Raw genomic sequence first — 12,369 nt, 5'->3', positions numbered from 1 at the left:
CACCCATATCCTTGAACAATGAATATAGCCTTTGTTATCCAGCTAATGGTTCAGTAATTTCATCATCTTAGGTTGCAACCCGCTGACGGCAAGAATGAATTATAGTTATTACAATACGGTTCGTTTAAGGTTTTTCAATAAAAATTTTAGATCGCTAAAAGATGCGATAAATCATCACAAAGACGCGATAAATCATCACAAAGACGCGATAAATCATCACAAAGACGCGATAAATCGCCGTCTCTACAAAAGACTGATGATTGTAGAGACGGCGATTCATCGCGTCTCTTGCCTTAACTGAACAGTATTGATAGTTATTATTATTTTTGGTTCTTCGGCTACTTTTATGGATAATTACTGGTAACAGTGACTTAGGGACGTTGCAGCGTTATCTGGAGGTTAAACTTAGATTTTTTCAAAAATAAAATCGGATTGCTATATTTATTAAATCTCCACTGATAATCCTGGATTAAAGTAATTATTTGGTTCATCTGGATAACCACGCGGATTACAAATAACGCGAGTCATCAAAAAGTTTACTGGCTGCTCTTGAGTTACTCCGAGCAATATATTCACAAATTTCATCTAAATCTCGAATTGCTGCATCTGAAAGTGAATAATTACTCATTCAGAGGACTCCTCAGCAATTAGACGAATTTTTTCTTGTAATCTGGCAAATACAACTTCGCCGTCAGTTACTTGTCCCTTAGAAATTTGTTCAGTTCCTACAGAAATTTTTTGCCGTAATTCTTCAAGTCGCTGCTCTCTTTCTTGTAACAGTTTAAAGGCTTCATTGATGACATCATCTGCATTAGTAAATCTACCACTTGCAATCTGTGCCTGAATAAATTGCTCTAGTTCGGGTTTGATTTGGATGTACATATTTTTTAGCTTTATATAATTAATATTCTTATCTATATTCTAACAGCATTGCTACATCAAAAGCAATTATTGATTGGTAACTAACCATCCCAGAAATGCCGTAAGTATTCAGGCGTAATCGCCCTTCCTGGCAATGACTACCAATGTGGTAAACCGCAATTGTATTTTGTTTGTAGCCACTACCCATAACCATCGATATTTACCTTTCTCGTACCAAGTTAGGTAGGTTGGGTGGAGCAGAGCGCAACCCAACATATATCAAGATGTTGGGTTACGCAAAGCCTCCACCCGACCTACAATTTTTTTTTGCTTTACAGAGAATTGGTATGAACGCAAGAATGAATTATAATTAATTATTATTTTTCAAATTCTTAAATAAGATATGAACGAAGAGTTAAAGCATAGATTTTACATCAACACCGATAAGTCTAAATTAAATATTAAAATAATTCATAATTTTTTACAAACTTCTTATTGGGCTGAAAACATCCCATTAGCGATTGTAGAAAAATCAATACAAAATTCTTTATGTTTTGGATTGTATGAAGGCGAACAACAAGTTGGCTTTGCGAGAGTCATCACTGATTATGCGACTTCTGCGTTATTAAAAGATGTTTTTATTTTGGAGCCTTACCGAGGACAGGGTTTAGGAAAATGGTTTGTAGAATATATTTTGGAATATCCAGAATTGCAAGATGTTCAAAGGTGGATGTTAGGTACAAGAGATGCTCATGGACTTTATCGGCGTTATGGGTTTAAAAATTTGACTGAACCAGAGAAAATCATGATGCGTTTAAATCCAAATGCTAATCAAGCTTGAGCAAAGCGGGGACAAAGCAGTGCGTAGGCGTAGCCCGTCGCAGACATCGCTAACCCGCATTCACAGTTAGATTACAATCTAAGTGTATGGGAATTGCCGCCTACCTGATATTATTACCTTCCGTGTGGTTAATTCTCTTGCGATTAGCCCCTTTATGGTTGTTGAAAATTAACAACGCCCTCAAACCCTACACAGATTTTTCCCTACCATTTATCAGCGTTAATGTACCTCTGCGATATGTGCTATTCGTTGGCTGGTTTCATTACCATCCCAGAGTATTAGATGCGTGGGGAGCTAAATATATCAAAGCAGCCCGCGAACAATTTCCCAAAAAGGATACAGTTAGCAGTCGCGCCTGTTACATTCCCATTCCCGTTGTTCTGGATGGTACAACAGTTCCCCAACTGATGAATGAGAATTTGCACTCAACTTTCGAGAAACAACGTAGCTGCCTAGTAATTGGTGGGGAAGGGGGTGTAGGTAAAACCAGTTTAGCGTGTCGAATCGCTGGGTGGGCAATGGCTGAGGATGAAGACCAACAACTCTGCAAACATTTGATGTTACCTGTGCTTTTGGAAGAAGAATTTCGGGTAACTGAAGGTAAGTTGCCGCTTTTAGAAGCTATCAGAGGACAGTTGCAAGCTTTAATTGATGAACCAGAGCCAATTTGTCAAGAGTTACTGTTACGTTTGTTAAGAAAGAAACGCATTCTAGTAATTGTAGACCGTTTCTCAGAAATGAATGCCACGACACGAGAAGCAATTGAGCCGGAGTCGCCTGAGTTTCCAGTGAATGCGTTGGTGATTACTTCCCGAATTGAGGAAAAGCTGGGGCGGGTTAATAAGACGATAATTAAACCCTTGCGGATTGAGGCTAATAAACTATCGTCCTTTATGGAAGCTTATCTCATGCAGCGAGGTAAACGCGATCGCTTTACTGACCAAGAATTTTTTGACGCTTGTAACCGCCTTTCTCTGATGGTAGGTCAAAATAATATCACTGTCTTGCTGGCTAAACTTTATGCTGAACAGTTAATCGCCAGTAGGGAGGTTGCATCTAATATTTCTGCGTTGCCAGAGAATATTCCGAATTTGATGCTGGGTTACATCAATGAACTGAATCGTGATGTTACAGACAATCAATTTGATGACCACACTGTTCATCAAATTGCCAAAACCATCGCCTGGGAATGCTTGCAGCAAAGTTATCAACCAGGAACCGCCAAGCGTGGAGATGCTATTGTTGCATTAGCAGATTTGGGTATTGATGACCCCGAAGCACACCTCAGTTATCTGGAAAAGCGCCTGCACCTGATTCAAACTATCGGTTCTGCTAAAGACAGAATCCGTTTTTGTCTTGACCCTTTAGCCGAGTATCTTGCAGGTTGGTATTTAATAGAATTATATGGCAATAACGATGGCAAATGGCGATCGCATTTTTTCAAAAAGGCAGATGATTTAGTCAAAACAGGCGGACAAGATGCTATCAAAGGCTTGTTGTTGGCGGTGCGAGATTGCTACTTATCTGAGGTTCAAAATAGCAAAGAAACGGACTTTGTACCCCAAAAGTTGGGTAAACTAGCTGGGTTTACACCTTCTGTTAATACAGCAGCTACTACTGTGCAAACATTAATACCATGATTAATTTCCAGCTTGTGATTCTGCCTGTAATTTTTTAGACTGCTGCTCGCTCGGTCAAAGTATCATCTAAAGCAAAGCTAGTAGTTTTTTTCAGCACAAAAGTGTCATTCTCCTTAATTAAATCCCCACTACAAACGACTGGCAACCTCTGATGATAAGCACTCAGAGCCAAATTGTATTCAGATTCACTTAAAAAAAGATGGATTTGGCGGGGCTTGCTCACAACAAAGCCAATAATTGTAACATTGCCTGGATGATTTCGTTCTGTTAGTCGAATCACTATCCCCTGGATTTCAGTATTCGGGATTGTTGTAATCAGATCGCTCAAAATCTCTAACTGAGAGCGGACTTCAACTTTTTCTAGAATTGACAAAATCTCAGCCATCCGCAGCGCATAAGACCTGATTCCGGGATTGAGAGGTAAGGTAATATCAAATTCCTCACCAAAATCAGTTGTTTTAATCCAAACTGATTCTTTATTGCCAACCTGACTCTCTTGATACCACCCCTGTGCTTGTAGATAGGATGTTAATTTCTGAGGGTCTAAATTAGAGAGGATATTCGGGTCACGCACGTTAAAAGGGAACAGGGAACGGGCAACAGGCAACAGGGAAATCCCCATAATTAAAATCAGGGGATTTGTACAAGGACACATTGAAACATCGTGGCTGACGCCATCTCGTTTCAAATATTTTTATCTCTTTTCATAAATAAATTTAGGGGCTTTAAACCCTGTATTCGGGGCTAATTTTTTTTCTGTTCCCTGTTAAGAGTTCCCTGTTCCCGCCCCGAAGGGGCTTGGTAACTATCATATTGGTTCTCCGCTAGCAATTTGTTGCATTAGAGCAATCAGCGCTTCAACACTGAAAATATTTTGACGGGGTAGATAAACAGTGACAGTGGTTTGATTTTCAGTTGAAAGAAGTCCTGTAATGGTTATATCAACCCCCACTAAATCTAATGGTCTGGGTGCTATTTGAAATGAATAACCCGCAGCAGAGGCGATCGCATTGATGTAAGCATAGCTAAATTCCTCTTTCTGGGTAGTGATGTACATTCAACTGAAATTTATTGTTTATAGGAATTCTCTTTTGAATGGGTACTGGGTAGGGGCATTGTAAATCCCGTTTTTCTGTCAGCATAATTTCCAACTAATTTTTGGAACTCGCAGATAACCCCTCCCCAAACTTTGGGGAGGAGTTTTTTAGCTGATGCTAAAAATGGGCAGTTTGACAGAACCGATCTCAGACTTTCTGTGCAGTTACTTCCTCTGGCTTTTGTTGAGTTTGCAAAGAAGCATACAACCTATTCAACGCATTTACATAAGCTTGCGCGGATGCCACGATGATATCTGTGTTCGCTGCATGACCAGAAAACACTTTAGATTCATAACGTAAACGAATCGTCACTTCGCCAATGGCATCAATACCGGCTGTTACTGACTGCACAGAAAACTCAATCAACTCGTTGGGCACATTCACCACCCGATTGATGGCCTTATAAACTGCATCCACTGGCCCAGTACCGATCGCAGCGTCAGTTAATTCTTCGCCTTCTGGAGTACGCAGAGTGACTGTAGCAGTGGGACAAGCATTGCTACCACAGGAAACTTGCACTAACTCTACCCGGAATAAATCGGGTGCTTGTTGGATTTCATCGTTAACGATCGCTTCCAAATCCCAATCAGAAATTTCTTTCTTTTTATCTGCTACGTCTTTGAATCTGACGAAGGCTTTATTTAATTCAGTATCCGACAGTTCAAAGCCCAATTCTTTCAACCGAGTGCGGAAAGCATTTCTACCGGAATGTTTGCCCAAAACTATTTGATTGTCTGACAAGCCAATCAATTGGGCATCCATAATTTCGTAGGTTAGCTTGTTTTTTAGCACACCATCTTGGTGAATCCCAGACTCATGGGCAAAGGCATTGGCCCCTACAATCGCTTTATTTGGTTGTACCAACATTCCCGTCAAATTAGAAACTAAGCGTGAGGTTTTGTAAATTTGTCGGGTGTCGATATTTGTCAGGGATTCTTGAGAATCTTCCGGTCTTCCCAAGAAGGGGTTAAAATATTGTCGTCGGACATGCAACGCCATTACTAATTCTTCTAATGAAGCATTTCCAGCACGTTCGCCAATGCCATTGATGGTACATTCTAGTTGCCGTGCGCCATTTTTCACGGCTTCTAAGAAGTTAGCAACTGCCAAGCCTAAATCATTATGACCGTGAACGGAAATAATCGCTTGGTCGATGTTGGGAACATTGTCGATGATGCCCTTAATGATGGCTCCAAATTCGCTAGGGGTAGTGTAACCCACAGTATCGGGAATATTAACTGTTGTTGCACCAGCTGCGATCGCACCCTCTAAAACTTGGTACAAAAATTCTGGATCGGTACGGGCCGCATCCATCGGCGAAAATTCTACATCTGTCATGAAGGACTTGGCATAAGCTACCATTTCTTCGGCGATCGCTAGCACTTCTGCCCGTGACTTCCGCAATTGATACTCTAAATGAATATCAGAAGTCGAAATAAATGTGTGAATTCTGGCATTAACTGCTGGCTTTAATGCTTCGGCAGCCGCTTCAATGTCTGCTTTAATTGCTCTTGCCAAACTACAAATTACCGGGCCCTTTTCTGTCCCGACAATTTGAGCAATTTTCTTGACTGCTTCAAAATCCCCAGGACTAGCAAAGGCAAACCCTGCCTCAATGACATCTACACCCAGACGTGCTAATTGTTTGGCAATAACTAGCTTCTCGTCTATATTCAAAGTCGCTCCCGGACACTGCTCTCCATCTCGCAATGTCGTATCAAAAATGATGATTCGATCTGTTTGGTTGGTCATTTGCCGTTTGTTGTTTAGTGTTTACTTGTGGCTTAATATATCTTCAACCTTAGTTTTTCTTTTACTCTTACTTTTGTAAATAATTGCTAAGGATACTAACCTTCGGTTTTTTCTATTTGATCTCTGATATCATTTAAATCTATATATCTATCGGTAGCATTCCGCAGCTCTCTAGCGATCATTCCTTCAGTTGATACTACCGTAATATGTGTATTTTTTGAGCGTAATAGTTCGATTGCTCGTTCAAAATCTCCATCGCCACTGAATAATACTACTCGGTCATACTGGTCTACTGTATTAAACATATCTACAACAATTTCAATATCTAAATTCGCTTTTTGCGAGTAGCGACCGGATGTATCATCATAATATTCTTTCAGAATTTTAGTCCTGACTGTATATCCTAGACTAATGAGAGCATCTCTGAAACCTCGTTGATCTTGTGGGTCTTTTAAGCCAGTGTACCAGAATGCATTAATTAATGTTGTTTCAGATTGCTCATGTTTGAAGTATTCTAAGACGCGCCGTGGGTCAAAAAACCAGCCATTTTTTTGTTGAGCATAGAACATATTGTTTCCGTCTACAAAAATAGACAGACGATTCATTGGAGAACCCATACAAATTTACACCTAATAATATAAATGAATTTAGATGGAACAATAGATTATAGCAATTTTCAAATGCCTTGTTTGCTAATATCTATAAAGTAGCTCTTTATCTATAGCTTTTATCCTACCTCTTTCAAGGCATAAAAACGCCTGCAACATTGGAGTTGAGATCCTGGGTGCTAACCTTATTCACCTCCAGCACTACAAGAGCTACCCTGCGATCGAAATCTACCAATAAAATTGACTAAGTAACAGCATTCATCACTGCATAACATTAAAGTTTACTCCTAAAGAGGTATAGCATAAGCTTAGGGTAGGATATAAGTTAATGCTTATCTGTAAGTAAAGCTGTCAGTATCAGGATAGGCTTTGTGGAGATTAACAACATTGCGCTAGAGACAGAAGACAGACTTGGGTAGAGCGCCCAGTTTAGAGCGTAGCTGTTGGTTAGGTTATGGTAAAATCTTGCCACAACTAAATGCAGAGGCAGAGTATATCCGGCTCCGATCTGTGAGACAATCACTACTTGTAACTCACTCAATCCAAAAAGAATAAATTAGGTAGTGCTTGAGTAGAAATCTCTTGGGGGCTAGCTCTGCCAATAAAAGTTTGTTGATCGATAGAAGATACTTTACAAATGTATAAGATTGTCATTTAAGTCTTATTTCAATGTGCTTACACTAAAACGTGGTCTGAATAAATAAAAGTGTTGGACTTAAATCAATCAGTAACACGACATGGCAGAAGAACCTACATCTACCTTAACTAAAAACTATGTCTCTGCTGCCAATAGACTGTCAAGTAAACCGACAAAAGTAACTTCGACAGCATCGGCTCGCCAATCCAGGTGGATGGTGCGCTTAGGTCATCTCCTAGCTGGCAGTTGGGCAATCGGGGCAGCACTGCTGAGTGCTTCTGGGTGGGAATTGGTTCAATTGATGGATAATCAGGTGCTTTCTAGCTTTTTTCAACTGCGTGGGCCGATTTTGCCTCCAGAAGACATTGTAATTTTAGCAATAGACGATCAGTCAATATCAGTTCCCGAACAGTACTATAAAACAGATCCGAAACAGTATGCCTACCTAGAAACACTGAAATCTTATCCTTATCAACGTGCTGCATACTCCCAGGTAATCACAAAATTAATCCAAGCAGGTGCCCGCTCTGTAGCGTTAGATATTGTTTTTGATACAACTAGCAGCTATGGAGCTACGGACGATCGCCAATTCCAAGCCGTATTGCAAAAATATGGCAGTAAAGTTACCTTAGCAGCCATCTACGAAAGTTCCCAGACGCACCAAGGGTCTTTTATGCAGCTAACAGACCCACACCAAATGTTTCGCACCGGATCAGTGTCTATTGGCTCAGTTAATTTTCCCTTAGAAGTAGATGGAAAAGTTCATCGATTAGCGAGTGAGTTTCCTAAGTTATTAGGTGAAGATAATTTATTTACCAAGGAGCGACTCTCCTTTGATGAAGCAGCACTTAGGGCAGCACAAGTAAATTATCCCCGGACAAAGGGCGATCGCATTTATTTTTGGGGGCCTGCGGGTACATTTGAGCAAATACCCTTTTGGCACGTATTAGATCCGGAAAACTGGAACACCTATTTACAGCAGGGAAAGTTCTTCAAAGACAAGATCGTGCTTATCGGTGCAACAGATAAGTTAAACAATGATTATTATCCAGTCGTTGCGAGCAAAAGTACTGAACCCATGTCCGGCGTGGAAATTCATGCCAATGCGATCGCAACTTTGATGAAAGGTAAAGCGATCGCCCCAGGAATTAACAATTTACCATTGCAAGGTTTGTTTGTGCTAATGCTAGTTGGCAGTACAGCCTTGATGATTAGCAGACGCAAGCGTAGTATCAATAGATTTCTCTATAGCCTTGCCTTATCTGGCAGTTGGGGAGGAATTAGCTATGGGTTATTTGTCTATGGTCAGTTAATTTTTCCCACTACTGTACCAATGATTGCGATCGCAATGACTGGATTTTGCTACTTAGGAACCTCTGTGGTGAGGGAAAGCATCAGAAAACGCCAATTAGTAGATATTTTTCAGAAGTATAAAACTTCCCCCATTGTCCAAGAGATTATCAGCCAACAAGATGACTTCCAAGACTTAATCCAGCAAAGAGATTTAGCCTTATCAGGCAAAGTTCTGGCTCGACGCTACAAAATTGTTAAAGTTCTCGGTTCCGGTGGATTTAGCGAAACCTACATTGCTGAAGATACTCAACGTCCTGGGAATCCGCGATGTGTTGTCAAACAACTAAAACCAGCCAGCACTAAATCAGAAGGGTTGCAACTTGCGAGACGTTTATTTAACTCAGAGGCACAAACACTAGAAAAATTGGGAACACACCCACAAATCCCTCAACTTTTGGCGTATTTTGAAGAAGACGAAGAATTTTATTTAGTCCAAGAACAGATAATCGGTCATCCTTTAAATCAGGAATTGCTAACAGGTAGGGTAATTGAAGAAATTGCGGCGATCAAAATTGTCAGGGATTTATTGCAAACATTAACATTTGTCCATGAAAACAACGTGATTCACCGGGATATCAAACCCAGCAATATTATCCGGCGACACTCAGACGGTAAATTGGTATTGATTGACTTTGGTGCTGTCAAAGAAGTAACTATCAAACCGCTTGATGATCAAGAGTCAACGCCTTTTACCATTGGCATTGGTACTCAGGGTTACGCACCAAGCGAACAATGTTTTGGGCGTCCACACTACAGTAGTGACATCTATGCAGTCGGTATGGTTGGAATTAAAGCCTTGACAGGTGTAGCCCCCCGTGAGTTAGGTAGAGATGCTGATGGGGAGATTAAATGGAGCGAGCGCACTCAGGTGAGCCACTCCCTAGCTAAGATTCTCAGTAAAATGGTGCTGGATGATTTCAAACAGCGATATCAGTCTGCATCAGAGGTTCTTGAGGATCTGGAAATTTTTGATGATATTGTGAATTCCCAAAGCAGACACCCCATACTACGGGATGACTCATTAATGAATACCTTAGACCAATTAAACGGTACCACAAAATATTGCTCAGAATCATCCTCAGAAACTCCTTGAGAAGGACGTGGGGAAAATAATAGCGATCGCCCAAGTTTAACTAAGTTATATTACATGTTATTGACAAACAACACATCTTGTTATGAATAAAAAATTTAGAAGTGCGATCGCTGGCGGCGAGGTGTAACCCATTGCCTAATTTGGGCAGCAGCCATATTAGAAGACAACTGGAAATGCGTTGTTTGTAGATAATTATGGGAAATCAAGTAAAGTTTGCATCTCCTCTGCATCCCTTGTCATTCCCAAGTGTTCAAAACTATTAATAGCCTGAGTTGATAATTGGCAGGCTTTCTGGACACTTCCCCACTTTTTTTCCCAGCGGGCAAGAGAACGTTGATAACGAGCCAGACGCCGTTTATTATTGCTACTTTCGGCGACAGTTAAGCCTTTAATTAATAGCTTTTGAGCTTCATCGCGATCGCCTTGTTCGATGGCAATATCAGCAAGCCAATTTTGAGCAGAATTAATCACCCGATGCCAATTAATTTTTTCTGCACTTTTCATTACATCTTGAAATAGCTTCTTTGCTAAAAAATATTCACCTTCTGAATAAAAGATTTCAGCCCGATGATAAAGAACAGGAATAAAATAGCGGATGTGCTGTCGCTCGTCTAGATTTGCCTCAATCACCAATTTTTCTTCTACCATTAGCCAGTGCCGTGCATCTGTATAATTATTCTGTCTGATTCGCAGTCTAGCCATACTTTCGGCTAAGTCAGCTTGAACGCATGAATCTGCACGGTCACGTAAAACCCATGCCCGCTGCAATATTTCGTCTGCTTGTGTGAGACTTTGGGGTGAACACTCCCGAATTAGCAGCCAGGTTTTGCGAATCATGAATTTCACCAAAGATGACCATTCACCACGTCGTTCTGATTGTTCTATCAGCCATTGCAACCAATCAAGGCGATCGTTCCAATAAGCATAGAGATTGGCGTAGTGGTTTAAGAGCAACCACAAATCCCTAACTTCTGCATAGTGGTCTTGGTTTTTACACCAATAAAGTACTGCCCGTAGATTTCCTTCCTCTTCCTTTAACCTGTTGTAATGTATCCATTTTTCCCAATCTTCTCCACCGTAACTGTAGGCAAAATCTAGATACCATCTCACCCAGCGCCTCCGTGCTTCCCTTTCAAAATCTGGGTAAGCGGCTAATTGTGCTAAAGCATACTCACGAGTCAGAGAGAGCATCTCGTATCGCTTAGTCTCTGGCTTCAGATTCACTAACGAGAGTTGCTGCAAACGTACCAAGCCATTACTAACGGAATCAGGATCAGATGTCAGTCCAGCAACTTCAGACACAGCAGATTGGATCGGAGAGTCAGGAAAAATTGCCAGTGACATGAGTAACTTGTGTGGTGGCTGTCCTTTGGTATCTTGCACTGATTTCTCAAAGCAAAAACGAGCCACATCGCCTTTAGCAGAGGCTAACTGCTCCAATACGAAGTTCAAAGAGTAGCCACTCGATACTTGACCGAGTGCGTAGACAATAGCGAGAGGGATTCCCCCAGTGCGATCGTAGAGCAAGCTAGAGTCTTCATCTTGGATAGTTATACCTTTTTCTTCAGCTTGTTGCTGAATCAACTGTAAACCATCGTTCAAGGGCAAGTTTCGCAGACTGATTGGCAGCAGGGCAATTCGTTCGCGGGTAGTAATTACTACTTTGACGCAAATGGGCAAATTGTATAGGAATTCTATAACCTCATCCCTATCCTCTATAGTCTCCATGTTGTCCACTATCAGAAGCGTTCGCTGTTTAGAAAGACATTGGCGTACACGCTCAAATTGATCGTTGGGAGGAGATTGAATAATTCTAGAGTCGTTTAAGGCATTGGCAATTACCCGAAAAATCTCGCGCAGGTTATGCTGTCCTTGCTGCCGTTGCAAAATCATATCGGGAATCAATTCCTGTTGTTTGGCCGAAGTGAAAATAATTGCATCAAATTTCGGTGCATCAGAACTGTTTTCGTTACTAGCTTCTAAACACACGTAAGCTGCTGCTAGCACCAGCGCCGTTTTCCCTACGCCACCAATGCCATGTACCGTAATCATGTGAGCGCCATGCTCTGGCGAAAGGCGTTCCAGTAGCTTTTTCATATCTGCCTCACGCCCAATAAATTCTGTGTAGGTTGGTGATGGCAGATTGTGGGGGATAGAGTTGCTTTCGGTACTAGATACAGCAACACCTCTGCGATATCCATGTCTCTCTAGAATGTAAATAAGGTTACTTGACTTAACGCTATTGTTTGGTTCTCCTGTCAAAGTTTCAATATCTCGATAGATATTGCTTAATCCCACTCTCACACTAGCGTTTTCTCTGTACAAGTCCTGACTTATCTTCGTCAAGCTATACCCACATAGCAACCCAAGTAACAGGTCTTTCTTAGAATTTTGGTAACTGCCCAGGTAGGAATGTCAGGAATATTCCCATGAGGGAAGAAAGATGGTAGTGTTCAAGCATGAGTCCAGAAGAAAAAGATCAAAAAA

The 12,369-nt window shown here is 41.1% G+C and carries 11 protein-coding genes; 3 read left to right on the top strand and 8 right to left on the bottom strand.

Features of this window, described 5'->3' with window-relative positions; all coding sequences use genetic code 11:
• Positions 1-154 precede the first annotated feature (154 nt).
• The 3 genes from V7K67_RS13475 to V7K67_RS13465 all read right to left on the bottom strand — a co-directional run bounded on the left by V7K67_RS13475 (position 155) and on the right by V7K67_RS13465 (position 1,075).
• Positions 155-280 carry a hypothetical protein gene (locus V7K67_RS13475; protein WP_335166919.1) on the bottom strand — a complete coding sequence of 42 codons (126 nt, stop codon included), beginning with the start codon at positions 278-280 and terminating at the stop codon, positions 155-157.
• 344 nt (positions 281-624) lie between these two features.
• On the bottom strand, positions 625-882 hold the full coding sequence (locus V7K67_RS13470) for a type II toxin-antitoxin system ParD family antitoxin (RefSeq protein WP_335166917.1): 258 nt from the start codon (positions 880-882) through the stop codon (positions 625-627).
• A gap of 28 nt (positions 883-910) precedes the next feature.
• A complete protein-coding gene (locus V7K67_RS13465) occupies positions 911-1,075 on the bottom strand; it encodes a hypothetical protein (RefSeq protein WP_334708607.1) in 165 nt (54 codons plus the stop codon).
• A gap of 189 nt (positions 1,076-1,264) precedes the next feature.
• On the opposite strand from V7K67_RS13465, the gene V7K67_RS13460 reads away from it, so the two are divergent.
• On the top strand, positions 1,265-1,702 hold the full coding sequence (locus V7K67_RS13460) for a GNAT family N-acetyltransferase (protein ID WP_334729552.1): 438 nt from the start codon (positions 1,265-1,267) through the stop codon (positions 1,700-1,702).
• A gap of 86 nt (positions 1,703-1,788) precedes the next feature.
• Complete coding sequence (locus V7K67_RS13455; protein ID WP_335166914.1) at positions 1,789-3,342, top strand: NACHT domain-containing protein; 1,554 nt, start codon at positions 1,789-1,791, stop codon at positions 3,340-3,342.
• A gap of 34 nt (positions 3,343-3,376) precedes the next feature.
• Here the strand turns inward: V7K67_RS13455 and V7K67_RS13450 are convergent, their stop codons facing one another.
• The 4 genes from V7K67_RS13450 to V7K67_RS13435 all read right to left on the bottom strand — a co-directional run bounded on the left by V7K67_RS13450 (position 3,377) and on the right by V7K67_RS13435 (position 6,808).
• Positions 3,377-4,030: a hypothetical protein gene (locus tag V7K67_RS13450; RefSeq protein WP_335166912.1), complete on the bottom strand. Its 654-nt coding sequence runs from the start codon at positions 4,028-4,030 to the stop codon at positions 3,377-3,379.
• A gap of 120 nt (positions 4,031-4,150) precedes the next feature.
• Entirely contained in the window at positions 4,151-4,399 is a 249-nt protein-coding gene (locus V7K67_RS13445; protein WP_335166910.1) for a hypothetical protein, read from the bottom strand.
• A gap of 187 nt (positions 4,400-4,586) precedes the next feature.
• Positions 4,587-6,191 (bottom strand): 2-isopropylmalate synthase, encoded by a 1,605-nt coding sequence (locus V7K67_RS13440; RefSeq protein ID WP_335166908.1) that lies wholly within the window; start codon positions 6,189-6,191, stop codon positions 4,587-4,589.
• 95 nt (positions 6,192-6,286) lie between these two features.
• Positions 6,287-6,808, bottom strand: a complete 522-nt coding sequence (locus tag V7K67_RS13435; RefSeq protein ID WP_041565194.1) for a LabA-like NYN domain-containing protein — start codon at positions 6,806-6,808, stop codon at positions 6,287-6,289.
• Positions 6,809-7,536: 728 nt separating this feature from the next.
• Between V7K67_RS13435 and V7K67_RS13430 the strand changes: the two genes are divergently transcribed.
• Entirely contained in the window at positions 7,537-9,882 is a 2,346-nt protein-coding gene (locus V7K67_RS13430) for a CHASE2 domain-containing serine/threonine-protein kinase (RefSeq protein ID WP_335166906.1), read from the top strand.
• 192 nt (positions 9,883-10,074) lie between these two features.
• On the opposite strand, the gene V7K67_RS13425 is transcribed toward V7K67_RS13430, so the two are convergent.
• Positions 10,075-12,228 carry a tetratricopeptide repeat protein gene (locus tag V7K67_RS13425; protein ID WP_335166904.1) on the bottom strand — a complete coding sequence of 718 codons (2,154 nt, stop codon included), beginning with the start codon at positions 12,226-12,228 and terminating at the stop codon, positions 10,075-10,077.
• Positions 12,229-12,369 lie beyond the last annotated feature (141 nt).

Source organism: Nostoc sp., assembly GCF_036917155.1.
Classification (GTDB): domain Bacteria; phylum Cyanobacteriota; class Cyanobacteriia; order Cyanobacteriales; family Nostocaceae; genus Nostoc.
This window is presented reverse-complemented; position numbering and strand designations above follow the sequence as displayed.

What these genes read in the sequence shown, in the direction of transcription:
- V7K67_RS13460 (WP_334729552.1), top strand. Translation starts at nt 1,265, where the DNA reads ATGAACGAAGAGTTAAAGCATAGATTTTACATCAACACCGATAAGTCT.
- V7K67_RS13470 (WP_335166917.1), bottom strand. Translation starts at nt 882, where the DNA reads ATGTACATCCAAATCAAACCCGAACTAGAGCAATTTATTCAGGCACAG.
- V7K67_RS13455 (WP_335166914.1), top strand. Translation starts at nt 1,789, where the DNA reads ATGGGAATTGCCGCCTACCTGATATTATTACCTTCCGTGTGGTTAATT.
- V7K67_RS13475 (WP_335166919.1), bottom strand. Translation starts at nt 280, where the DNA reads ATGAATCGCCGTCTCTACAATCATCAGTCTTTTGTAGAGACGGCGATT.
- V7K67_RS13435 (WP_041565194.1), bottom strand. Translation starts at nt 6,808, where the DNA reads ATGGGTTCTCCAATGAATCGTCTGTCTATTTTTGTAGACGGAAACAAT.
- V7K67_RS13465 (WP_334708607.1), bottom strand. Translation starts at nt 1,075, where the DNA reads ATGGTTATGGGTAGTGGCTACAAACAAAATACAATTGCGGTTTACCAC.
- V7K67_RS13445 (WP_335166910.1), bottom strand. Translation starts at nt 4,399, where the DNA reads ATGTACATCACTACCCAGAAAGAGGAATTTAGCTATGCTTACATCAAT.
- V7K67_RS13430 (WP_335166906.1), top strand. Translation starts at nt 7,537, where the DNA reads ATGGCAGAAGAACCTACATCTACCTTAACTAAAAACTATGTCTCTGCT.
- V7K67_RS13440 (WP_335166908.1), bottom strand. Translation starts at nt 6,191, where the DNA reads ATGACCAACCAAACAGATCGAATCATCATTTTTGATACGACATTGCGA.